A 320-nucleotide genomic window follows, 5' to 3' on the forward strand; every position below is an offset into this window, starting at 1 on the left:
AACAACAAATGGTAGATTGGATTAAAAGACAATAGGATGCCAATCTTCTATCATTTAATTTAGTACTAATCAAATCATTTATATTACTTATGATCAAAGTTATTACGGTGCTTTTATTTGCTGTGGCCACCTTGTTTTCAAACGCTCAAGAGGCAACTGTCGAAAAGCAAATAGCATCTTATATGATTCCATTCGAAAAGGTGGATCAAGCTTCATTTGAAGCAATTGCCCAGCGCATTGGGGATAGCGAAATAGTCATTTTGGGTGAATCCGGTCATGGGGATGGTAAAACCTATGAGGTTAAAGCGGAACTTGTTCAA

General features: G+C 36.9%; 1 pseudogene. It reads left to right on the top strand.

Features of this window, described 5'->3' with window-relative positions:
* Window positions 1–89: 89 nt before the first annotated feature.
* Window positions 90–320, top strand: a pseudogene (locus GJV76_RS15685) (erythromycin esterase family protein); the annotation flags it as partial.

Origin of the sequence: Myroides albus (genome assembly GCF_009711045.1) — a bacterium.
GTDB lineage: Bacteria > Bacteroidota > Bacteroidia > Flavobacteriales > Flavobacteriaceae > Flavobacterium > Flavobacterium album_A.